This window comes from Brevibacillus choshinensis (assembly GCF_016811915.1).
GTDB classification, from domain to species: Bacteria; Bacillota; Bacilli; order Brevibacillales; family Brevibacillaceae; genus Brevibacillus; species Brevibacillus choshinensis_A.
Map to the genome: position 1 here is coordinate 3,432,781 of NZ_CP069127.1, position 22,438 is coordinate 3,455,218.

Genomic DNA, 22,438 nt, shown 5'->3' on the forward strand with positions numbered 1-22,438 from the left:
GGTTCCTCCTTATCAGGTGCCTTGCAGCATGCTACTCCACTCGCAGGCCAATGCTTTTCTCTCCAAAGGAGACTCTCTCCATCGGGTTGCCGGCTTCATATCGGACCTGGTCAAGAAGCACATGGCTCCTCAATACATGATCAAATTGCTCCAGCGCTGCTTTCACCTGCGCATCTACATCCAACGTAAGGGTAATGCGCTTTTCGATCGGTAAATCCAGCTTCTTGCGGTAATCCTGAATGACCCGGATGACCTCGCGCACGATGCCCTCCTGCCTCAGGTCCTGCGTGATTTCCGTATGCAATGCCACATGGATTTGGTATCCTGAAGCCCAAGCGTAGCCCATCTTCCCTTGCTTCTCCACAAGCAATTCCTCCAGCGGGATTCGCACCGTTTCATTCTCCAGAACCAGATCCAGATACCCGTTCTGTATCACCTGTTTTGCCTCAGAGTCGCTCAACTCTTTCAGGCCGTTTTGAATGGGGGCCACTTGTTTGCCGTATTTTTTTCCAGCCACTTTCAAATTCAGTTTGAAGCGGTATGTTACGAAGCTGCTGTCATTTTGCTCCGCCCGAATGCTCTTTACATTGATTTCGTCCATAATGATCGCCGCATATCGCTGGACATCGAACGATCGTTCGCTTATGACGATCAGTTCTGACAAGGGCTGGCGTGTCTTGATCCCTGTCTCGTTTCTGATGTTGCGAGCCAGCTCAACGATACGGCGAACCGTTTCCATTTCCGCTTCCAGCACCTCATCGATGGCACTTGGATCTGCCGACGGATAGTCTGCCAAATGCACGCTGTCATCCCCTGCCAAATTGCCGTAAATGTCTTCTGCAATCAGAGGCGCGTATGGCGCGATCATTCGAGCGAGCGTAACCAGGACTTCGTGCAACGTCTGGTAGGCAGAAAGTTTGTCTTCGGTCATGCCGCTGCTCCAAAAGCGGTCACGGGAACGACGAATGTACCAGTTGCTCAGCTCGTCGATGAATGTCTCCAAGTGCATGGCGGGATTGAGAAAATCATACGACTCCAATCCCTTCGCTACGTCTCGCAAGGTGGATTGCAGCCGCGAAAGGACCCAACGATCTAATTCGTGGACAGCAGTGAGTCGCGCGTGCTCCTCGGGCTGGTACCCGTCTATCGACGCATACATGGCATAAAACGCATGGATGTTGTGCAGCGTATCAATCACTTTAGACTTGGCCTCTGCGACGATCCGTTTGGAAAAACGCTTGCTGCTCCACGGAGCGCTGTCAGAAAGCAGTGCCCAGCGAAATGCATCCGCTCCAAACTCCTCGATAACCTCCCAGGGATCAATCCCATTTCCTTTGCTCTTGGACATCTTTTGACCGTTTTCATCCAAGACATGCCCGGTTGATATGACCGCTTTATACGGAGCTTTTCCGTTATAGAGAGTGGATACAGCCAACAAGCTGAAGAACCAGCCTCTCGTTTGGTCGATCCCCTCCGAGATCATGTCAGCCGGATACTGCTCAGCGAATTCTTTCTCATCACCAAATGGATGATGGTACTGGGCAAACGGCATGGATCCGCTGTCAAACCATACGTCGATGACCTCCGGCGTTCTCTCCATCGTCCCTCCACACGAGCAGGGAAGCAATACATCGTCCACGAACGGTTTGTGCAGCTCGAGGCTCTCATCGATCGGTGCCAGTGACCTGTCGCGCAATTCTTTGAAGCTGCCAGGGGCAAACTCACTGCCGCAATCCTGGCAAAGCCAAATATTTAACGGTGTTCCCCAATATCGATTGCGACTGATATTCCAATCAACCAGCTCTTCCAAGAACTTGCCAAAGCGCCCCTCACGCAAATGCCCCGGGTACCAGTCGATCTTGCTGTTATTTTCGATCAGCTGGTCTTTGATTGCCGTCGTTTTGATAAACCAGCTCTCCATGGCGTAGTAGAGCAGAGGAGATTTGCATCGCCAGCAAAACGGATAGCTATGCTCATGCCGCTCCTTGGAAAACAGCAGATGGCGCTGGGACAGGTCCTTGACGATATCCACATCACAGTCTTTGACGAAGCGACCGGCAAATTCCGCGATCTGGGCTGTGTAGCGTCCTGCCAGATCGACGACGTTCACGAAGTCCAGGTCGTGCTGACGAGTCGTCCGATAGTCGTCTTCCCCATGCGCTGGTGCGGTATGGACGATTCCCGTACCGCTTTTGTCACTCACATAGTCCGCATCGACCACGATGTGCCCTTTCTTTACGCGGATATAGCTGAATGGCGGCTCATACGCGGTGCCTACAAACTCCGCTCCTTTGTGTGTGGACAAGATCTCGTAGCCATCCTTCATGACGGCATCTACCAGATTTTTTGCGACAATGTATACTTCTCCAGCCTTTTTCACTCGCACATAGTCAAGCTCTTTGTTGATAGCCAAGGCAACATTGGCTGGAAGTGTCCACGGGGTAGTCGTCCACGCCAGAAAGATGTCATTCCCGTTTTTGCTTCGGAATTTCACTGTAGCACTGAGGTCCTTCACGTCTTCGTATCCTTGCGCCACTTCATGCGAGCTCAGCGTGGTCTGACAATCCGGGCAATAGGGGCTGACTCTGTGGCCTTTATACAGGAAGCCCTTTTTATGGATTTCGGACAGGATGTGCCAGACGCTTTCGATGTAATCATTCGTCAAAGTCACATACGGATGCTCCATGTCGGTCCAATAAGCGATTCCTTCAGTCAGCTCGCGCCACTGCTTTTCATATTCAAACACGCTGCTTTTGCATTTCTCGACGAATTTGGCTACTCCATAATTTTCGATTTCCTGTTTTCCCGAAATCCCCAGCTGTTTTTCCACACCCAGCTCAACCGGCAGCCCATGCGTGTCCCAGCCTGCTTTGCGGACGACACGATACCCCGACATGGTCTTGTAACGCCCGATAAAATCCTTGATCACGCGCCCGAGGACATGGCCGATATGAGGCTGGCCATTGGCTGTTGGCGGCCCTTCATAAAACACGAAGTTGGGCTTCCCTGCTCGGTTGTCCATGGATTTTTGAAATGTATTCTCTTCCCTCCACCGGCTCAAAATCCGAAGCTCTCGTGTCCTCGCCTTTTCTTTCACATCCACCGCTCTCATCGTTTTCATCCCTTCTTTTGATTATTGATGGAGGGAGTGTCCAAGAAAACAAAAAAATCCCGCCCCCTAAGGGACGAGATTCCATCTCGCGATACCACCCTTGTTCCGAAAAGTTCATGTCGATCATGACTTTTCAGCACTCATACTACGTACCATCATACGCGTCCCTTGTAACGGCGGGATCCCGGGTCAGCTTACTTCCACATCTTCAGCTTTCCTTCTCGGAGAGGATTTTCAGCTAAGTCTTGAACGTTGGCTTTCAGCACAGGGCCAACTCTCTGGGGAACAAGGAAATAGCGTACTCTTTCTCGTCAACGAATTTGGTTCGTTCAATTGGTTATATTTGTTTTACACTACTTTCAATCCATTGTCAATTGCGGGCAAGCTTAGCCAGTTGCAAATGTGTATAATTGCATCCAGGCTGTTCAAGCAAATCTGACCAAATCATCTTTCGCTTCTTCATCGGAGTTCGGTTCCGATAATCTCCTTTATAAAATGAAACGAATACATGCAAGACTGGAGATACCTACAACACTGTCGGTTCCATCAGCATCCTACGCCATGTTGCCGAAAGACGCTTTTCCCGCAAGCTCGTAGCGCAATAAAACTGTACCGCTGGAGAACGTTCTGCATTCAATCAATTGCAGTGCTGTCGGCATCGTTCCATCGCCGAAGAACCGCTTTCCCTTCCCGAGCAATACCGGAAATTGCCAGATATTCATTTGGTCAATCAGCTCGTGACGCAGCAATGTTTGGACCAGGTCGGCACTGCCTGCCACGTGCACCTCCGCGTACCGCTCCTTCAACAGGGGCACACTTGTGGTCACATCCGCGTCGAGCAGCTTTGTATTGTTCCAATCGACGCTGGTCAATGTCCGGGATGCGACATATTTCGGCTTCTCGTTCAGCAGCTGGGTGAACGGGTTTTCAGCCGGCGCCGTCTGCCAGTAAGGCGCAAAAATTTCGTACGTCTTGCGGCCTAAGAGCAGAGCGTCGAGGCTCGCATAATCCGCCGCAATCAATTGTCCGGACTCCGCATTGCGATACGGTGCCTGCCACCCGCCATAGCCGAATCCGCCTTCCCGATCTTCATTCGGCCCTCCGGGAGCTTGAACGACGCCATCCAAGGTCATGAACATATGTACAATAAGTTTTCCCATCTTGCTTTTCATCCTCTCCAATAAATTAGCTTAACTGTACGTTAGCGCGTATAGCGCACTTTGCGAGATATCGTCGTCACCAACCGTCAAGAGATGCATGCAGAAACAGAACCAGCCTTCTCACTTTCAGTTCTCCTCAAGTTCATCAGGGTTAACTGTATAAACTACATTTTAGATCATTTCAGATCGGAATGATTCTTACAGATTGCTAATAAAAACTGCCCTTTAGTTGAGAAAACGGCAGCCAATTACGTAGGCTGCCGTTCTTCGTGTGTATTAAGCTCTTGAACCCGTTAGTTGAACGAATATCGTGTTCAAATGCTTATCTCTTCACTCCATCTTATCCCTTTAGGGGATAATGGATCTCACCTAACAACACTGTAAACAAAGCTCCGTTTCTTCAAATTTCTTATTTTTGAGATGATCCTCAGAAATGACAAAGTATATGGTACCAAAATCTCCCCACACGATATGTAAATTTTCTTCATCCGTATCTACCTGAAGCAGAAGTATGTATTTTTCCTTGTGTTCATTCCCTTTTAAGTTGTTCAATTCTTCATAAACATCATTTTGGATGTTTTGTGGATGACCGAGTATTTGGTGACATGGTTTCCCGTTTAATCCATGTAGTCGTTTGAAATCTTTTAGAAAACGATCGTAACGTACACGCAATGAACTGTTCTTTGGGTGACCTATTTTTTATCTTTGCAAAGACAAACCCTTTGTAAAAGTAATCAGGTTAGTCGGCAGCATAGACTTATTGCCCAAAGGGTTGTCTACTGGGATTAACTGACTAAGATCCCCATCATAATAGAGTGTGCACCATGCCTTCTGAGCTTCATTATTTGAACCATAAATCCCCTGATCGATAGCATCATAAAAGAAATATAAAATACCTGAATTGGGTAAATCATTTGCAACGCCAACTGTTTAAGGCAATTGCAATTCACATCTCGTCAGCCGCTTCCCAGTCCCCCAAGGCGGCTGTGGCTAGGAGATCGCCCAAGCCACCATAAAATCCCATGGCCAGAAAGGCAATGATGCCGGCGTCCCGAGCGGAAAATGCATATCGCTCGAAGGTTGCTAGTGCGCTCGGCTGCTCTGCCGTGAAATCCAGATCATGAATGCCTGCCCGCAAAGCCGCCTTTATGATCGGCTCCGCCGGGTCCAAAAACGGACCTGTGCAGTTGTCGGTCTCTTAGATAATCCCTCAAGTATTCCTGTCGGCGAATTCATCGACAAAGTGTTAGATTGGTTCAAAGATCGGTGATTTACCTTAAGCGCTGATTTGTTTGAAACATGATGACCAAGCTGTTCGGAATTGGGCTACCTTTTCCTCGCAAATTGCCGTATCCATACGCACAATTTCATCCATGATAGGCTCGTATCAGTTGCCAAGCCTTCCCTCTTTGCATTCTCTATACCATACAGAGAGAAACGAGGTGATTGATATGACTGACGTGGTTGTGATTTTATTCAGACGTATCAGAGTCAATGGCGTACGGAGGCGAATTATTCGCGACGTTAGCATCATTGGAAATGCCGCACCATGCAACCAATTTTTAATGATTGGTCGACGTGTAGGCCCTGCTTCACGTTGTCTTTTGAATAACGGGTTCCAACTTGTTTTTGCAAGAGATAACGTTTGGGTGTTTGTCCGAGTACGATAAATGGGTTTGTAAGAGAACGGTAGCTCTTTTCGCTACCGTTTTCTTTTGTTACAACATACACATGGCGTGAAGTTCCTTAGCTACTCACTGGCCTTCCCTCTCCGTTCGTTTTATCTGCATTAGGTGGGATTGGCTTAGATTTGCGGTTTATCCTGTTCCCTCTATCGGCATGGGTTCGCCACAAGAAAATATTCCACTGGCCCGCTGGTGAGTACACAATCGAGCGGATCTGATGCTGTGGGAGTTCAAATCGTGAATAATGGAAAAAGTCTTGTCACAGTAAGAGTGAGAGCATTCAATCTCGCAGGTGTGAATAAAACTCGCTTTTTTTCGGACTATCGCGGTTCCATCAAACTCCTCTTCCTTTTTAACTTTTAGTGTTGATGTACTTGAATTCGAAGTGCAAATCAAAGTAAGAAACGGCAACGATTCTGTAATCACCGCGTCTTGCATCGAGAGCTCAAACGTATCTAGCTTGGAGAATGTATCGTTTCATCGTTACACGGCGGATTTGAATGGCTGCCTTTTTCACTTTACACATTGTGTTCATTTGGGAACTCCAATGGCGGGGACTCATAAATGAACAGACAGCCATGAACAACGCAATAAGAAAAAACCCCTCGCACCTAAAGGCACAAGGGGTTTCGCTGATTAATACGTGTTCATGTACTGCTCGCGCTCCCAATCGTGAACGCGTGTACGGAACATATCCCACTCGATTTCTTTTGCTTCGATGAAGTGAACCAGAGCGTGCTCACCCAGCGCTTCGCAGATCACTGGATCAGCTTTCAGGCACTCGATCGCTTCTTTCAAAGTTGCAGGCAGGTTCGCGATGCCGTTTTCTTCGCGATCTTGCTCGGTCATTACATAAATGTTACGGTCGATTGCAGGTGGTACGGCAATTTTGTTTTTGATTCCATCCAAGCCGGCTTTCAGCATTACTGCCAATGCCAGGTATGGATTTGTTGCCGGATCCGGGCTGCGAACTTCGATACGAGTTCCCATGCCTCTGGAGGCAGGAATACGAATCAAAGGAGAACGGTTTTTAGCAGACCACGCTACATAGCATGGAGCTTCGTAGCCAGGTACGAGACGTTTGTAAGAGTTAACCAGCGGGTTGGTAATGGCAGTGAAACCACGAGCATGATGCAAAATTCCTGCCAGATAGTATCTCGCTGTTTGGCTCAGACCCATTGCGTCTGACTCATCATAGAATGCATTTTCTTTTCCACGGAACAGAGATTGGTTCGCGTGCATACCAGAACCCGCTACACCGTACAGAGGTTTTGGCATGAAGGTAGCATGCAGACCATGCTTTTGCGCGATGGTTTTCACTACCAGCTTGAATGTCAAAATTTGGTCAGCTGCTTGCAGTGCATTCGCATATTTAAAGTCGATCTCGTGTTGACCTGGAGCTACCTCGTGGTGGGATGCTTCCACCTCAAAGCCCATCTTCTCCAAAGTCAGTACGATATCACGGCGGCAGTTTTCACCCAGATCAAGTGGAGCGAAATCGAAGTATCCGCCTTGGTCATTCAAATCAAGTGTCGGTTCGCCTTTTTCGTTCAGTTTGAACAGGAAGAATTCTGGCTCTGGACCTACGTTAAACGCGGTGAAGCCCATTTCTTCCGCTTCTTTCAGAGCGCGCTTAAGGATATAACGCGGGTCTCCTTCAAATGGAGAGCCATCAGGATTGTGGATATCACAGATCAGACGTGCAATTTTGCCATGCTCGTTGCCCCAAGGGAATACGACCCATGTGTCCAGGTCTGGAACCAGGTACATGTCGGATTCTTCGATGCGGACGAAGCCTTCGATGGAAGAACCGTCAAACATCATTTTGCCGTCGAGTGCTTTTGGGAGCTGGGACAGAGGGATTTCTACGTTTTTAATGATCCCCATCAGGTCGGTAAACTGCAAACGGATGTACCTTACGTCCTCTTCTTGGGCCAAACGCATAATGTCATCTCTTGAAAACTTGCTCACATTTCTCTCCTCCTGTCTCTATATACCCTTTTTTATATCAGTGGAAGAAGCGGGAAAGCTCTCCACGTATCAATGCGGCCTCGCCATTGCGAGATGCACTGTGATACATAATCTGTTGTCTCAGGAGCTGGTGTAGCTCCTTGTCTGTCATGTCCTTGCGTTTAGCTTCTGATGTAGTGGAAATCTCTGTCTGCTCCGCTGCGGGCTCTTGCATTTGCAGGACCTGTTTGATTCCCGCAATGTTGAGTCCCTTTTCAATCAGAGCTTTAATTTCCAACAGGCAGTCTACATCGTTGAAGGAAAATAGACGCTGTTTCCCTTCGGTGCGGGCTGGGTGAATGAGCTCGTTTTGTTCGTAATAGCGAATCTGCCTCGCAGTTAGATCCGTCAATTTCATGACGATCCCAATGGGAAAGAGGGCCATATTCCGACGAATGTCATCACTCATGACTTGTCCCTCCTCAATTGTGTTCCATATGCTTTATTCTATGCAACATCACAAACCCTGTCAACACATGTTAGAAAATATCACGTAGCAAGTCATGACAAATGAAAAAACAGCGATCCGCCACTCATGAGACATGACGAACCGCTGATTTTTAGGTTTCAGAGCCAGGCAGATCCAGCAAATTCTTTTCCAAAAGCCCGTTCAACGCTGTCAAAATCCCGACTTTTACGTGGGAATAAGTCAGTCCACCTTGCACGAAGCCGAGATAAGGCGGACGGATCGGGCCATCCGCGGAAAATTCAATGCTGGCACCCTGAATGAACGTACCTGCAGCCATGATGACAGGGTCGGCGTATCCCGGCATTTCGCTGGGGTATGGGGTGACATGGGAATCAACGGGAGCAGCCTTTTGGATCCCTTGGCAAAAAGCGATGAGCCGTTCCGCCGAACCGAACTCCACGGATTGAATCAGATCGGTGCGAGGCTCATGCCAGAGTGGATTTGTCTTGAAACCGAGTCTCTCCAGCATCGCGGATGAAAACACGGCGCCTTTCAACGCCTCCCCTACGACGTGCGGAGCCAGGAAGAAGCCCTGGAACATCTCCAGCAAGGAATACAGGGATGCACCTCCCTCTGCCCCGATCCCCGGTGCTGCCATCCGGTAGGAAGCGAGCTGCACGAGATCCTGGCGACCGACGATGTATCCACCGGTTTTGACCAAGCCCCCTCCCGGATTTTTGATGAGAGAACCGGCCATGATATCGGCACCAACATGCAGCGGCTCCAGCTCTTCCGTAAATTCACCGTAGCAGTTGTCCACGAATACGATCACATCCGGCTTCATTTCCTTGACGAGACGGATCATCTCCTGGATCTTGGCAATCGTAAATGAAGGTCGATCGGCATACCCGCGGGAACGCTGAATTCCAATCGCTTTCGTCTTCGGAGTGATCGCTCCAGCCACGGCCATAAAGTCGATCTCGCCTTCAGGTGTCAATGGCACATAGCTGTAGCCGATTCCGTAGTCCTTGAGGGAGCCTTGTCCTTCTCCGCGAACTCCGACGACTTCCTCCAGGGTGTCATACGGCTTGCCTGTAATGTAGAGCAGATCGTCTCCTGGCCGCAAAATCCCGAATAGGGAAATCGCGATGGCGTGTGTGCCCGAAATGATATGGGGACGCACTAACGCTGCTTCTCCCCCGAATACATCCGCATAGATGGATTCCAACGTGGAACGACCGGAATCGTCGTAGCCGTATCCGGTCGAGGGAGAAAAGTGAAATTCATTGACTTCGTGCTTTTGAAACGAGCGCAGCACTTTCAGCTGATTGGTGTCCACCAGCGCTGCAATCTGCCTGTGTCTTTCTGAAATCGTTGCTTCTACTTCTAAGACGAGAGGTCTCAGTTTCTCGCCGTGTGAAAAATATTGAAACATCAGCTATCTTACCAACTCTCTTCAACAGTCTCTGGTTTGTCCAGGAGGAAAGGAGCGATCCGTCCATAAATAGGGTTATCCCGATTTACGCGAACCGTGACTCGGTAGGACTCTTCCTCTTCATCAAAATGCTGCTCCATCTCGACGCCTTCCCGATGCAAAAGCGACAGGATGTCTCCGCGCTCTACAGGCACTTTCAGGGTCATTTCATTAAACGACGCGAGTGCATACGACTCGATCCGCTTCACCAATCGCTTCAAGTCATCATCGCGCATAGCCGAGATCAAAATCCACTCGTCGGCAGGCGGCAAATACGTTCCTTCCGCCATCGCATCCGCCTTGTTAAACACGACGAGCTGCGGGATGTCCTCCGCTTTCAGCTCATGCAAGATCCGATCAACCACTTGCATGTGGATTTGCAGGTCGGGGTGGTGACTGTCTACCACGTGCAAAATCAAATCCGCTTCCTTTACTCCTTCCAACGTGGAACGGAAGGCAGCGACCAAGCTCGTCGGCAGGTCCTGAATAAATCCGACCGTATCCGTCAAGAGGACCTCCATCCCGCTCGGCAGGGACAGCTGACGTGTCGTTGGATCCAGAGTCGCGAAGAGTTTATTTTCCTCAAGGGTGCCCGCATTCGTCAACCGATTCAGGATGGTTGATTTCCCCGCATTGGTATACCCGACGAGCGCGACCTGGAAGACGTTGTTTTTCTTGCGTCTCTCGCGATGAAGCTGTCTGGTGCGGACTGTATCGGACAACTGCTGTTTCAGCTCCGTGATCCGTCTGCGAATGTGCCGGCGATCGCTTTCCAGCTTGGATTCACCGGGACCTCTCGTACCGATCCCGCCACCGAGACGAGAGAGCTGTTTCCCTTGTCCCGCCAAGCGGGGAAGCAGGTAATTGTACTGGGCAAGCTCTACCTGGATTTTCCCCTCGCGAGACTGGGCGCGCCCAGCAAAAATATCGAGAATCAGCTGCGTGCGGTCAATGACCTTGCAGTCAAAGAGCCGATCCAGATTGCGAGTCTGACTCGGAGAAAGCTCATCATTGAAAATGACGACGTCCACGTCCAGTTCTTCCGCAAGCTGCGCGAGCTCGTCGATTTTCCCGGTCCCTAAATACCAAGCCGGGTCAATTCTGTCGCGGTTTTGCGTGATGACATCCAGCACTTCTACGCCAGCTGTGTCCGCGAGCTCCTGCAGCTCCTCCATGGAAAGGCGCATGCGCTCTTCATCACGGTTATCTAAAAGGCAGCCGACCAAAATCGCCGTTTCCTTCGTTTTTATCAGATCGTTCACCGATTCACGCCCTTTCTTCCCCTATCATACCACAATTTCCCCTGATTCGTTACGACGTGGACCAGACAAAATCCTCCGGCATCAAGGTCATGATGTCGTCCCTCGTGAGCTCATGTACGGCCAGCAGGCGGACAGCTTGCTTTCGAATCGCTTGCTCGAGTGCATTGCGCACGTACCTTGCATTGCTGAAATTCGTCTCAAAGATATCTTGTCGCATTCTCGTTAAATGTAGCCTCAGTTTTTCCTTGGCATTCGCGGAGAGGCGGTACTCTTTGCCCACAAGCAGGCTGTCTGCGATTCTGATCAGGTCGTCAACGGAATAGTCTGCGAATTTCAGGTGGATCGGGAACCGCGAAGGCATGCCTGGATTGAGTTCTAGAAACGCATCCATTTCTTCGGTATACCCTGCAAGTATGCAGATAAAATCATTCCCGTGATCTTCGAGGGCTTTCGTCAGGCAGTCGATCGCTTCTTTGCCGAAGTCCTTTTCCCCGCCACGGGCCAGCGAATAGGCTTCATCGATAAACAAGATTCCACCCAGTGCTTTTTTGACCAAATCCCGTGTCTTTTGCGCCGTATGACCGATAAATTCTCCTACCAGATCGGCACGCTCTACTTCTATCAAATGGCCTTTGCTCAGGATTCCCATCTCGCGAAACATCTTACCGAATAAACGGGCTACCGTCGTTTTGCCGGTGCCCGGATTTCCCTTGAATACCATGTGGAACACTTGCTTTTCCAGTTTCAGGTGGTGCTTTTCACGCTCTCTATTGATCCGCAGCAGGGCGTGAATCTCATACATCAGCTTTTTCGCTTCCTGCAATCCAATTAAACGCTCGAGCTCGTCAAAGGCTGCCGCGACGTTGCCAGGAGCTGTCGTTCGGACTCGATCGGCCAAAGTCTCAGGCTGCTTGACCCGCTGCTCTGGTCTGTGAAATACCACCTGGATTCGATGGGGAGCCTTTTCCTCGACCGTGTCAGCTGAAGGTTGATATCCCGACGGTTTCACATGCGATCACCTACCTCATGGTCATACATTAGTATACTCACGTCCGAGGTAAACCTGCCCTATTTTTTCAATCCGTACCTGCCGAGGAGCCATGAGCAAAGGAGTACGGCAATGAGACAGCCTGACAGAAAAGGGACGACGCCTGTGAGCAGTCCAGAGGGAGTGAGCGTGCTAACCCTCGAGATCTGGCAAAGACTAGCCACTACTATGCCGCCAGTGCCTATTCCCGTCCAGTACAGCCGTTTCATCCATCGGGGAACGCCGCTTTCTTCGTGAGGAAACGGTACTCCTCTCCCTGATTTCCAAATCACAAACACAATCGCGGCGAGGCCGAAGCATGTGCTTCCATGCTGCAGCACTTTATATACCGGAAGATCCATTCCTCCCAGCGATAGATGCTGCTTTAGAATTGAAAGGCGGGAAACCGCGAAGGCTCCTTTGTGCGTAAAGGCATCCCAAATGAGATGACTGCAAATGCCAAGAATGGCCGAATAAGCAAAAATCATCGATGAATACCAGGAGGGCAGCATTTGTGTGGAATGTTCTCTACGTCTCGCGTCGAAGTTCTTGCTCAACCAGGACGGCAAGCAAAGGAGTAGCGGCCTTTTCACAACATGAGCAAATAATAGACAGAGAACAACGACCAGGGGCAGATCAAAATAGAGTATTCCGAGAGTGGTGTGACTGTATGCACTGTATGCCTGCATCCGGATAAAGTACTCAAAATCGGGCGCCATGCTGCCGAAGACTAACGCAGGAAAATGGAAGCATCGGTTCTGGCGAAGCGGCAGGACAATGGCTGGATGTGCGAAAGTAAATGGCAAACAAACACCTTCCCTCTTCTTTGCCCAATATGACGTTTACTCAGCAGAAAAAGATACAGAAGGGCAAAAAAAGAACACCCAGCGCCGGCTTTGCCTTCGGTGAGTGCAGGGATTTCCATTAGAGTGGCAGCATGACAGCGATCACTTGTTTTCCGCTGACCTGTATGCCCTTTTCCTGTTTGCCGCAGTGTGCCAGTTCGCGAACGAGCTCCTCAACCAGCTTTTTCGCTTCCTGGCTTTCCTTTTTCTCCAGGCGAACCGTCAATTGAACAGAATCGCCCGCAACGAGAATTCGTTCTGCTTGCCTTTTCTTTGTATCGTAATCATGGTCCTCGATGAATGCGCTAAGGCGGATCTCTTTCAGCTTTGGACCCTTTTCCGCTTTGCGGCTCTTGGCACTGTCCTGAATGGCTTGCTGCTTAAAATCAGTACGGCTGACCAAACGGCAAGGAGGAGGGCTGCTGGCAAGAGACTGACACACGAGATCGACTTCCAATTCCTTCGCCATTTTCAGCGCTTCTTTCGTAGGTACGATCCCCAAGTCTTCTCCGTTCACCCCGATTAGCAGCACTTCAGAAGCTTTAATTTTTTCATTCATGATGATCATTTTTTCTATCCGTTCCTTCCTTTGTTTCTCTATAATGATGATTGTACCACATCCAAAGGTTTGCAAAACGCCCTCATGGATGTATTGACAGGTAACCAGAGAATCGTTTACATTTACGCTTAGTTAGCCAGCTAAGTAACTGGAGGAATTGCCTTGGATTTTGATTACGTTAATGCCTTGACTCATATCATGGGTCACGTGATGAAGCTGCATCGACACAATCTCGATCTGCTCATTCAAAAGTACGATGTACATCCTGGTCAACCTCCTCTTCTGCTCCGGCTTTATCGTCACGGCGGGCTGATGCAACGAGAGCTGGCAAGCAGCATGAACGTGAAGCCGGCCACCTTGACCGTCATGATCAATCGGATGGAGAAGTCCGGTCTCGTCATCCGCAAGCCTGATCCGAATGATCAGCGTGTGTCCAGAGTGTATTTGACAGACAAGGGCAAAGAGGCAACCTTGGCTGTAAAAGACGCATTGGAGCTTCTGGAGACCCGCTGCTTTCAGCAATTCACGAAAGAAGAAACAACCGTGCTTCGGGATATGCTAGGCCGCCTGCACACGAATATGGAGACGTTCAACCGCGAGCATGGCAGCTAAGGCTACTTTTCTTGGCATGGGGCATAGCCCTGTGCGTACTTCATACAGAAAGGTTTGAATTTCTCTTTGAACAATCTAGCTAACGAACTGGAAGGCCCTGAATCTTCCGTCAGCCGATCGAGACGTCTGGGGATGGCTGTCATTCTCGGATCGTTATCTGCATTTGGTCCATTATCGCTGGATATGTATTTACCCGCGCTCCCGATGCTGGAGACGGATCTGCAAACGACGACTTCCATGGCGCAATTGAGTTTGACTGCATGTCTCGTCGGCCTTTCTGTCGGGCAGCTTTTCGCAGGTCCGCTCAGCGACGTCCAGGGTCGTCGCAAGCCTCTTTTAATCGGACTGATCCTATACGCTCTTTCCTCGTTTTTATGTGCCCTAGCCCCTTCCATCTGGACATTCCTGTTGCTTCGTCTCGTGCAGGGCATGGCAGGTTCAGCTGGTATCGTCATTGCCCGTGCCACGGTTCGCGACCTCTACTCCGGAATCGAGCTGACCAAATTCTTTGCTCTCTTGATGCTGATCAATGGGATCGCTCCGATCGCAGCCCCGATTGTCGGAGGACAGCTGCTGCAGGTTACCTCCTGGCATGGTGTCTTTATCGTTCTTGCCTTGATTGGCCTTGTTATGTTTATCACTGTGATGTTTGGTCTACCCGAAACATTGCCGTCCCATATGCGCTCCAAAGGCGGTTTGGGTCATACATGGAGAACGTTCAAAGGTCTCGCGACGGATCGAACGTTTATGGGCTATGCGCTGTCCCAAGGGCTCGTGACGGCCGCCATGTTTGCCTACATCTCCGGTTCACCCTTCGTTCTGCAGGAGATTTTTGGCGTCTCTCCGCAAATGTTCAGTGTGATCTTTGCAATCAATGGTTTCGGCATTATTATCGCGAGTCAAATCACCGGAAAGCTGGCTGGAAAAGTAAAAGAAACCAAGCTATTCTTGACCGGGATCAGCATAGCGGCGATCGGCGGGATTACGCTTCTCGCGATGATTCTGCTCGGAGCTGGACTGTTTGCTGTCCTGATACCCCTCTTCTTCGTCGTCTCTAGCGTAGGGATCGTCGGTGCTACGGGTTTCTCATTGGCGATGGCCAACCAAAGCAAAGCTGCCGGCAGTGCGTCCGCCCTTCAGGGACTCATATCCTTCATCGGCGGAGGGATTGTAGCGCCGCTGGTGGGAATCGGCGGAAGCGGCACGGCTGTTCCGATGGGTGTCGTCATGGCTGCAGCGACGACGGGGGCCATCCTCTGCTACTTGTTTATGATTCGTCGAAATGCGTAAGAAACAAACCAAAAAGGGCAAAGGGATACGCTTCATGCGTCCCTTGCCCTTTTTTATCACTCAAACAAAAAAGCCCGGTTTCATCAGATCCGGGCTTTCGAACATACAGGCGCTTATTGCTGATTGTTTTCTTGGGACATCAAGGAAACAGGGCGCTGCGGTGTAAACGTGGAGATCGCATGCTTGTAAACGAGTTGTTGCTTGCCTTCGCTATCGATCACAATCGTGAAATTATCGAATGCTTTGATGTAGCCACGCAATTGAAATCCGTTCACCAGGTAAATGGTGACCGCGATGTTTTCTTTCCGCAAATGATTCAAGAACGTATCTTGAATATTGATCGTCTGTTTCATGTACATTACCCCCTAAAAGGACTTGTATGTTATATATTCGGCAATTGTTGAAACTTTCCTGCCAATATCTGCTTGATAGTTTGCACGTTGTTTGGCCTCTCTGCCGGATCAGTCATGTCGAACCACTCGATTTGTGGCATGCGTCTGAACCAGGAAAGCTGCCTTTTTGCAAAATGACGAGTTCGTTGCTTGATGTCATTGATCGCTTTTTCCAATGTAATCTCTCCGTACAGATACGGGATGAGCTCTTTATACCCCAACCCCTGCATGGAAACCAGAGACGCATCGTATCCACGATCAAGCAGACCCCTCACCTCTTCAACCAGCCCTGCCTCCATCATCAAATCTACGCGATGGTTAATGCGCTGGTACAGCTTCTCACGATCCATCGTAAGGCCAATGATGACCAAATCATAGGGAGAATACTGGGCCCGAAGTTGAAAGTCGGACATTTTGTACCCGCTGCATTCATAGATTTCGAGAGCGCGAATGACCCGCTTTACATCATTCGGATGCAGCCTCTGCGCCGTAACGGGATCGACTGCTGCCAGTCTTGCATGCAAAGCTTCCACGCCTTCTGTATCCGCCAGTCGTTGCAGACGTTCACGCAGCTCTGGATCTTGAGAGGTTTGTGAGAATTGAAAGCGATGGGTTACCGATTCTATGTAGAGACCCGTACCACCCACGATAAACGGCAAATGCCCTCGCTGATTGATTTCCGTGATCAGTCGCGTGGCGCTATCCTGAAATTGTGCGACCGAATATTCATCACGCGGAGAAATGATATCGATCAAATGATGCGGCACGCGCGCTAGTTCTTCTGGGGTCGCCTTTGCCGTACCAATGTTCATTTCGCGGTAAACTTGCATGGAATCCCCGGAAATGATTTCTCCTTGAAACGCCTCGGCCAGCTCCAGACTGAGATCCGTTTTGCCTACGGCTGTCGGGCCAATAATGACAACAAGCTTTTCTCTCTTGTGCAAGGTCACTCCCCTCCACTTATCTCTTTGTAGCTGTACACGACCTGCTGGCCGCGAGAGCGAAATGGGGTAAAACCAAACCGCTCGTACATCCGACCTGTCTTTCCTTCTTTAAGTACCACTCTTTTTTTGGCTACACGAAGTGCTTCTGTTACAGCTTCCTCTTGCAATGCTTCCGGGTTCGCATATTCACGGACACCAGCAATTCCATTGGAGCTTTGAACCGTCATTTCAAACATCGGATCGAAGTAAACGACATCAAATGAACGATTTGGCAAGCCCTTCAGAACCTCCAAATGGTTTCCGCAGCGAACTTCTACGCGTCTCATAGCCGCTTCCAAAGCAGGATCGTCTGAAGACCAATGACGAAAACCATCTTCTACCAAGATGGCCAAAATTGGCTCAGACTCGACGCCTACCACATGTCCATCCACACCCGTTGCATGTGCGAACACGATCGAATCGGCTCCCAAGCCCATGGTAGCATCCAGAACATGATCCCCTGGTTGAATTTGGCAAGCGACAAGCATAGTATCAGTATCGCCTCGCATAAGTCGCTTTATACGAAATGCAGAAGTGTTCGGATGAAAAAAGAAAGGCTTTTTTCCCGGCACTTCCAGACGAGCCCCAAGCGCTGACACCACCAATACTTCTTCCTCGCCATGACGTCTGCGAAGTTCGTTTAAAGATAGATCGCCCCGCAGGGTAACTTTCAGACCAAATCTCTTTGCCAAATTCGTTGCGTGATCCAAGGTCTCCATGCAAGGATCAAGTCCAGTAGTTATGAGCATGTATCCGTTCCTTCTCTCGTGTGTTCGTCCCAGGTGGACGGAAACTCTTTTATTGTACGCAGGATTAATTTGGAGAGTCAAACAAATCTTTTCGAAAAGTGCGGGCTCATCCATTCGTGTTAGTACAAAAAATCCCCAGGAATGAACCTGAGGATCATCGACCTAGATCGCTTGTAGGACTACATCACTCGTTTAAACATCTTTTCCAGATCATATCCCGAGAAATGAATGACGATCGGCCTACCGTGCGGGCAGGTGAACGGGCTGCTAGTCGTGCGAAGCTGGTTTAAGAGACTCTCCATTTCTGCGTGGGTCAAGTAGCGATTCGCCTTGATCGAGGCTTTGCATGACATGAGGATCGCCGCTTTTTCCCGCATCTGTACGACATTCGCATGCATACTTTCGCTCGTTTCCAGAACAAACTGGATCAGCTCCTCGACGACCTCGATCTCAGCACCTTCCGGAAACCAGTGAGGATGAGCACGCACGATGAACGTCCGTCCTCCAAAAGACTCCATTTCCAATCCAAAGGACTGCAGCAGAGGAAGTCTTTTTTCCAGCTTGTTCGCCTCTTGGGTCGTCAGCTCCACCGTATGGGGGAACAGCATGATCTGGCTAGCTATACCCTCTTCCGCCAGCTTCGCCATGAAGTATTCGTAAAAGATCCTCTCCTGTGCCGCATGCTGATCAATGAGGTACATGCCCTCATCATTTTGAGCAACGATGTACGTCCCATGCACTTGTCCGACAGGGTACAGCAAAGGCACGGCGGAACTCACTTCTTCTTCCACAGCATCAGCAGAAGCACCTGACTGCTGCACTTCCGCCACGAATGCTTCCTCCGCAGCTTCGAGCGGCATGGCCGGATCAACCTGTGCCGCTTCTGCTAGGAGCACTTCTGAATCAGGACCAGCTTCGCGAACAGCCGGAACTTCCGCTACGGCTGCCTTAGATGGTGCTGTTGTCCCGCTTTCCCACGACGCTTCCTGAAATGGGATCTTAGCAGGATTTGCATATCCGGCCAACGCTTCTTTTACTGTAGCCGTATCCTTTCTCACAGGTGAATCTGCAAGGGGCTGGACCCGTTCCTTTTCCTGCTTGGACATCCATTCCTGCAAGCGCGGACTGGCTTCCAACGTGGGAGACAGCGACACGGACGGCTTCGGGAGCTGCAGATCGAACTGGGGCTGCACCACCTGTGTCACTACTTTTGCCTTTGGAGTCGAAACCATGGGTCTTACGATGCCTAGCCCTTGCCGCAGCGTGGCTTTCACCGATTGCTCGATGGCACTGCACAGCTCGTCTTCCTTGCTGAAGCGGGCCTCCAATTTTGCCGGATGGACATTGACATCCACCAGGGAAGGGTCCATCTCGATCTGAATGGCTACGATCGGAAACCGGCCGATTGGCAAAAGGGTATGATATCCCCTCATGATCGCATTATTCAGTGCATAACTGCGTACGTATCGACCGTTGACGAGCGTCGACAGGTAGGAGCGATTGGCACGCGTCACCTCTGTTTTGGAAATCAATCCGCTCCAGCGATAGTCGAGGGTCTCACCGGATATCGGCAGCAGCAGCTTTGCTACTTGAACACCGTAGATCGCCGCCATCACGTGCAGCAGTTTTCCATCACCGGACGTCTGCAAAAGCGTCTTCCCGTTATGAGTCAATGTAAACGCGATGGAAGGATGGGTCAGGGCCAGACGATTGACGTAATCGGAAATATGCCCAACCTCTGTCGCGATCGACTTCATGTATTTGAGCCGAGCAGGCGTATTGAAAAAAAGACTTCGCACACATATTTCCGTGCCTTTGACCGCCGCCACGTCAACGGGCTCCCCGAACTGACCTCCCTCATTGGTCAAGCGGGTACCGATCTGATTGCTGGACGTGCTGCTCACAAGCTCCATCCGGGACACTGCTGCGATACTCGGGAGTGCCTCCCCCCGAAAACCAAGCGTACGGATGCGAAACAAATCACGAGGCGATTGAATTTTGCTGGTCGCATGGCGTTCAAAGGCGAGGATGCAATCCTCCCGATCCATCCCCAGACCGTTATCCACAATGCGTATGAGCTCCAAGCCGCCTTCTTCCACATGCACTTCGATGGTGGTAGCTTGTGCATCGATGGCGTTTTCCACCAATTCCTTCACGACGGATGCAGGACGTTCCACCACTTCACCGGCTGCAATCATGTTCGCAAGGTGTTCATCCAGCACTTGAATTTTGCCCATGGGTTCCTCCTCTCTGTTCGCTTGTTACCCTTTTTTCAGCTGCTGCTTCCAAGCAAACAATTTCAACATCGCGTCCATAGGTGTCGTTTGATTCAAATCGAGCTCTCTCAAGTCTTCCAAGATCGACGCTTCTTCGGTGGATAGAAGCGGCGCAGTTTCTTCTTTTACTGCAGCAACAGGTGCCGACCAGAGTGTTTCCAGCGACATCTGCATGTCTGAAGCTGCGCTGTTGCTGCCACCTGCTTCTAACCCTGCCAGGATATTGCGTGCCCGTTCGATGACCCAATCCGGCATCTCAGCCAGCTCCGCCACGTGGATACCATAGCTTTTATCCGCTCTTCCTTCCTCGATTTTGTGAAGGAACAACAGCTTGCCATCCCGTTCCTCGCACCTTGCATTGACGTTTACCACACCAGACATCGTCTCTTCCAGGCTGGTCAATTCATGATAATGGGTGGAAAAAAGCGTCTTCGCCCCGATTTTTTGGCAAATGTATTCAATCACGGCTTGTGCCAAGGCCATTCCATCGTAGGTGGACGTCCCCCGACCGATTTCATCCAGCAAAATCAAACTTTGGGCAGTGGCCTTTTGCAGAGCATGCTTCGTTTCCAGCATTTCCACCATGAATGTACTGTGTCCGCCCACGAGGTCATCCGCCGCGCCGATCCTTGTAAAGATCTGGTCGACGAGCGACAGCTTGGCCGACTTGGCCGGAACGAAGCACCCGATCTGCGCCATTACCGAAATGAGTGCGATTTGCCGCATGAATGTACTCTTCCCTGCCATGTTCGGACCCGTAATCAGCAGGACCTGCCGATTGTCTTGATCCATGCGGGCATCATTCGCCACGTACTTTTCCCGCTCCAGCACAGCTTCCACTACCGGATGCCGCCCTTCCTCGATGACGTACTCGCCGGAATCCATCAGCTCAGGGCGCACGTACCCGCGTTCGTCACTGACCGTAGCAAAGGACTGCAGGACATCAACAGCGGCGATCCGTTCTGCGAGTGCTTGCAGGCGCGGTATATGCTGCGCAATCTCGGAACGAACGGCTGAAAACAATTGATACTCCAGCTCGATCATTTTTTCTTCCGCTTCTAAAATCAACGCTTCCCGCTCTTTCAATTCCGGCGTGATGTAACGCTCTGCATTGGCGAGAGTCTGTTTTCGCTCATATCGTCCAGTCGGAACATTGGCGATATTTGCTTTGGACACTTCGATATAGTATCCGAAAACCTTGTTGAACCCTACCTTCAGTGAGCGGATTCCCGTCGCTTCCCGCTCTCCCTGCTCGAGCTGCGCAATCCATGTTTTGCCATCCCGACTCGCAGAGTGCAGCTTGTCCAAGTATTCATCATACCCGGTGCGGATCATCCCGCCTTCGCGAACAGAAATGGGCGGATCATCGACCAGTGCCGCTTGCAGAAATCCTACGAGATCGGCGCAGTCTTCCATCCCCGCCGCAAGATCCTCCAGTACAGGGGACTGCGTCGCGAAGAGAAGACTTTTCAGCTCAGGTACAGCCTCCAGTGAATATCGCAGCTGGATCAGATCCCTTGCATTCGCATTCCCGTATGAAATCCGACCTGCCAGACGCTCCAAATCGTAGACGCGATCCAGGCAGCTGCGGACATCCGAACGCAAAAGCATGTCTCCTTTGAGTGCCTCGACAGCATCGAGTCTGGCCGCAAGCTCGCTTTGGCGAAGCAACGGCCTCTCGAGCCATCTGCGCAGCAGCCGACCGCCCATTGCGGTTTCTGTTCTGTCCAATAACCAGAGGAGCGATCCCTTCTTGGTCTTGTCCCGAATCGTTTCCGTCAGCTCCAGATTGCGTCTGGAAAAGCCGTCCATCTGCAAATACTGTCTGGCATCGTAGCGTTTGATCAGCCGCATATGAGCGAGACTGCGCTTTTGTGTCGTACCTATGTATGCGAGCAGGGCATTGACTGCAGCGCGCATGACCAGATCCAGCTCTTTTGCTTGCGCCTGGTATTGGGTATCAACCGCAAACGCATCGATCTCGTTCGCCTGAAACGCCGCATACGGAAGAGCCGTTTTCGGAACCGAGGAAAGTCCACAAAACACCAGCTCTTTGGGACGATATTGAAGAGCCTCGTCGAGTACGGATTCTGCTTTGCCAGCCAGAGAGGTCACGTACATCTCTCCCGTACTCATGTCGCAGGCAGCGATACCTGTGCGCCCATCCAGCTCAGCCACAGCAACCATGTAGTTGTTTTCTTTATCCGAGAGCCACTTGCCTTCCATCATGGTCCCAGGGGTGACCACACGAGTCACTTCTCGACGGACTACCCCCTTTGCTTCCTTCGGGTCTTCCACCTGCTCGCATACGGCAATTTTGTAGCCTTTTTTCAGCAATTCTGCAATATAGCCATCTGCTGCATGGTGGGGAACCCCGCACATCGGGATTTTTTCATCCCCACCGCCTTCACGGCCTGTTAGCGTAATCTCCAGTTCACGGGACGCCAGCACAGCATCATCAAAAAACAGTTCGTAAAAGTCGCCCAAGCGAAAAAATAAGAAAGTATCCGGGTAATCTTTTTTGATCGCCAGATACTGCTGAATCATCGGGGTATATTGAGTCATCGTATATTCTTCTCCTAGCCTACCAATC

The 22,438-nt window shown here is 50.5% G+C and carries 18 protein-coding genes, 1 pseudogene and 1 other annotated feature; of the genes and pseudogenes, 2 read left to right on the forward strand and 17 right to left on the reverse strand.

The genetic code is table 11. The annotated features are described in order from the left end of the window. Positions 1–31: 31 nt before the first annotated feature. The 12 genes and pseudogenes from ileS to infC form a co-directional block, all read right to left on the reverse strand. Positions 32–3,112, reverse strand: a complete 3,081-nt coding sequence (ileS, locus tag JNE38_RS17320; RefSeq protein WP_203254902.1) for an isoleucine--tRNA ligase — start codon at positions 3,110–3,112, stop codon at positions 32–34. Between the two features lie 66 nt (positions 3,113–3,178). Continuing rightward, positions 3,179–3,436: a binding site (T-box leader), on the reverse strand. 230 nt (positions 3,437–3,666) lie between these two features. Beyond that, entirely contained in the window at positions 3,667–4,272 is a 606-nt protein-coding gene (locus tag JNE38_RS17325; RefSeq protein ID WP_203254903.1) for a dihydrofolate reductase family protein, read from the reverse strand. A 369-nt stretch (positions 4,273–4,641) separates the two neighbouring features. After that, the gene (locus JNE38_RS31230) at positions 4,642–4,944 is read right to left on the reverse strand and encodes a DUF1963 domain-containing protein (RefSeq protein WP_203254904.1); all 303 of its coding nucleotides are present in this window, start codon (positions 4,942–4,944) and stop codon (positions 4,642–4,644) included. 27 nt (positions 4,945–4,971) lie between these two features. Continuing rightward, positions 4,972–5,175 (reverse strand): annotated as a pseudogene (locus JNE38_RS31235) (hypothetical protein); the annotation flags it as partial. Between the two features lie 43 nt (positions 5,176–5,218). After that, positions 5,219–5,443, reverse strand: a complete 225-nt coding sequence (locus JNE38_RS17340; RefSeq protein ID WP_203254905.1) for a hypothetical protein — start codon at positions 5,441–5,443, stop codon at positions 5,219–5,221. A gap of 1,150 nt (positions 5,444–6,593) precedes the next feature. Beyond that, positions 6,594–7,928 carry a type I glutamate--ammonia ligase gene (gene glnA, locus JNE38_RS17345; protein ID WP_203254906.1) on the reverse strand — a complete coding sequence of 445 codons (1,335 nt, stop codon included), beginning with the start codon at positions 7,926–7,928 and terminating at the stop codon, positions 6,594–6,596. A gap of 37 nt (positions 7,929–7,965) precedes the next feature. After that, positions 7,966–8,376, reverse strand: a complete 411-nt coding sequence (locus JNE38_RS17350; protein WP_203254907.1) for a MerR family transcriptional regulator — start codon at positions 8,374–8,376, stop codon at positions 7,966–7,968. Positions 8,377–8,527: 151 nt separating this feature from the next. Beyond that, complete coding sequence (locus JNE38_RS17355) at positions 8,528–9,811, reverse strand: methionine gamma-lyase family protein (RefSeq protein WP_203254908.1); 1,284 nt, start codon at positions 9,809–9,811, stop codon at positions 8,528–8,530. An 8-nt stretch (positions 9,812–9,819) separates the two neighbouring features. Further along, on the reverse strand, positions 9,820–11,112 hold the full coding sequence (gene hflX / locus JNE38_RS17360; RefSeq protein ID WP_203254909.1) for a GTPase HflX: 1,293 nt from the start codon (positions 11,110–11,112) through the stop codon (positions 9,820–9,822). A 49-nt stretch (positions 11,113–11,161) separates the two neighbouring features. Continuing rightward, positions 11,162–12,121: an AAA family ATPase gene (locus JNE38_RS17365; RefSeq protein WP_203254910.1), complete on the reverse strand. Its 960-nt coding sequence runs from the start codon at positions 12,119–12,121 to the stop codon at positions 11,162–11,164. A 59-nt stretch (positions 12,122–12,180) separates the two neighbouring features. Further along, entirely contained in the window at positions 12,181–12,945 is a 765-nt protein-coding gene (locus tag JNE38_RS17370; RefSeq protein WP_203254911.1) for a DUF4184 family protein, read from the reverse strand. Between the two features lie 118 nt (positions 12,946–13,063). Further along, positions 13,064–13,549 (reverse strand): translation initiation factor IF-3, encoded by a 486-nt coding sequence (infC, locus tag JNE38_RS17375; RefSeq protein ID WP_203357614.1) that lies wholly within the window; start codon positions 13,547–13,549, stop codon positions 13,064–13,066. A 156-nt stretch (positions 13,550–13,705) separates the two neighbouring features. On the opposite strand from infC, the gene JNE38_RS17380 reads away from it, so the two are divergent. After that, entirely contained in the window at positions 13,706–14,155 is a 450-nt protein-coding gene (locus JNE38_RS17380) for a MarR family winged helix-turn-helix transcriptional regulator (RefSeq protein WP_238933358.1), read from the forward strand. A 66-nt stretch (positions 14,156–14,221) separates the two neighbouring features. Beyond that, positions 14,222–15,445, forward strand: a complete 1,224-nt coding sequence (locus JNE38_RS17385; protein WP_238933359.1) for a multidrug effflux MFS transporter — start codon at positions 14,222–14,224, stop codon at positions 15,443–15,445. Between the two features lie 113 nt (positions 15,446–15,558). On the opposite strand, the gene hfq is transcribed toward JNE38_RS17385, so the two are convergent. The 5 genes from hfq to mutS all read right to left on the reverse strand — a co-directional run bounded on the left by hfq (position 15,559) and on the right by mutS (position 22,410). Further along, positions 15,559–15,798: an RNA chaperone Hfq gene (gene hfq, locus JNE38_RS17390; protein WP_007719110.1), complete on the reverse strand. Its 240-nt coding sequence runs from the start codon at positions 15,796–15,798 to the stop codon at positions 15,559–15,561. A gap of 29 nt (positions 15,799–15,827) precedes the next feature. Beyond that, on the reverse strand, positions 15,828–16,787 hold the full coding sequence (gene miaA, locus JNE38_RS17395) for a tRNA (adenosine(37)-N6)-dimethylallyltransferase MiaA (protein WP_203254912.1): 960 nt from the start codon (positions 16,785–16,787) through the stop codon (positions 15,828–15,830). After that, a complete protein-coding gene (locus JNE38_RS17400; protein ID WP_203254913.1) occupies positions 16,784–17,569 on the reverse strand; it encodes a class I SAM-dependent methyltransferase in 786 nt (261 codons plus the stop codon). The genes miaA and JNE38_RS17400 overlap by 4 nt, the downstream gene beginning before the upstream one ends. 179 nt (positions 17,570–17,748) lie before the next feature. Beyond that, positions 17,749–19,806, reverse strand: coding sequence for a DNA mismatch repair endonuclease MutL (gene mutL / locus JNE38_RS17405; RefSeq protein ID WP_203254914.1), 2,058 nt, complete (start codon positions 19,804–19,806; stop codon positions 17,749–17,751). Between the two features lie 24 nt (positions 19,807–19,830). After that, the gene (gene mutS, locus JNE38_RS17410; RefSeq protein WP_203254915.1) at positions 19,831–22,410 is read right to left on the reverse strand and encodes a DNA mismatch repair protein MutS; all 2,580 of its coding nucleotides are present in this window, start codon (positions 22,408–22,410) and stop codon (positions 19,831–19,833) included. Positions 22,411–22,438: the final 28 nt, after the last annotated feature.